This window comes from Mycobacterium sp. E2479, from assembly GCF_001667925.1.
Lineage (GTDB): Bacteria > Actinomycetota > Actinomycetes > Mycobacteriales > Mycobacteriaceae > Mycobacterium.
Genome location: NZ_LZJR01000123.1, coordinates 1 through 1,283 on the forward strand (window position 1 = coordinate 1; position 1,283 = coordinate 1,283).

Consider the following 1,283-nt stretch of genomic DNA (forward strand, 5'->3'; position numbering starts at 1 on the left):
GTCATGGGTTACAGATTCCCCGGCCATCGGCCGGGGTTTTTGTTTTGGTTGCGCCAGTAGTTTTTCTCCCCGTCGATGATGTGGCTGCTGAGGACGTGGTAGCCGGTTTTGCTGATCACGGTGACCGTGTGGGTGGTTACCAGGATCAGCACGGGGGTGTGGGCGTGGGTGATTCCGATGCCGAGGTGGTGTGGGCGGCTGCCGTGGCGCAGGGTGAGTTTGCCGAATTGGTCGACGATGTCGTGGCGGATGCGGAAGTGCTCGAGAGCTGTGGTGTGGGGTGTGGCTTTGGGTAGTGCGGTGTAAGCCTGAGCGGGTGTGCGGTGTTGGGTTAGGGCGCGGTGGGGCCGGGCGGTGTTGTAGAGCTCGCGGAAGTTATCGAGCAGGGTTTGGGCGTCGGTGAGGGTGGTGGGTCGCGGGCGTGGGGTCAGCCAGTGTTTGAGGGTGTGGTGAAAGCGTTCGATTTTCCCTTGGGTTTGCGGGTGGCCGGGGTGGCCGTTTTTTTGGGTGATGCCCAGGCTGGCCAAGAGGCGTTCGAAGTCGTTGTGGCCGTGGGTGAATCGTGAGGTGTAGACGGCGCCGTTGTCGGTCAGCGTGGAGGCGGGCAGGCCGAATTCGGCGGTGATGGCGGTGAAGCTGGCTACCACGTCGGGGCCGGTCACGCGGGGCAGGGCGGTGCAGTAAAGCAGGTATCGGGAGTGGTCATCGAGCCAGTTGAGGATCTCGAAATCGCTGCCATCGGCCAAAGTCCAGTGGGTGAAGTCTGATTGCCAGCATTCGTTAGGTTGGGACGCCTCGAAACGGATAAATGAGCTTTTGGGCCGTTTGCGTGGTTGGGCGGTGACCAGGCCGTGATGGTCCAGGATGCGCCGGATCGTCGAGGTCGATGGCACCGGCAGCCCCTGGTGAGCCAAATGCCATTGCAAGGTCACCGGGCCGGCATCGAGACCGTCGTCCACGAGTTGTTTACGCGTCAGCACGACCGCGACGATCACCTCATCGCTGACGGCGCGAGGGTTGCTGGCAGGCCGTCGTGAGCGGGGATCAACGGCTTCAAGACCGCCTTGGCGGTAGCGGGCAAGCAGCCGGTAGATGTGTTGGCGAGACAGCCCATAGACCTGACCCGCCTTCGTGACCGTGAGACGACCACTAGTGACTTCCAGGACGACCACGCGAGCTTTGGACATCCATGACTGTCACCTATGACGCGACTCATCAGGCATCGACACAGATGTCACCCATGACCCGACTCATCTGTCACCTATGTCGTGAACTCAGACACC

Annotated in this window: 1 protein-coding gene; it reads right to left on the minus strand. The window is 61.7% G+C overall.

The window, feature by feature from the left end:
• Positions 1 to 8: 8 nt before the first annotated feature.
• Positions 9 to 1,187, minus strand: a complete 1,179-nt coding sequence (locus A5686_RS18400) for an IS481 family transposase (protein WP_067937279.1) — start codon at positions 1,185 to 1,187, stop codon at positions 9 to 11.
• Positions 1,188 to 1,283: the final 96 nt, after the last annotated feature.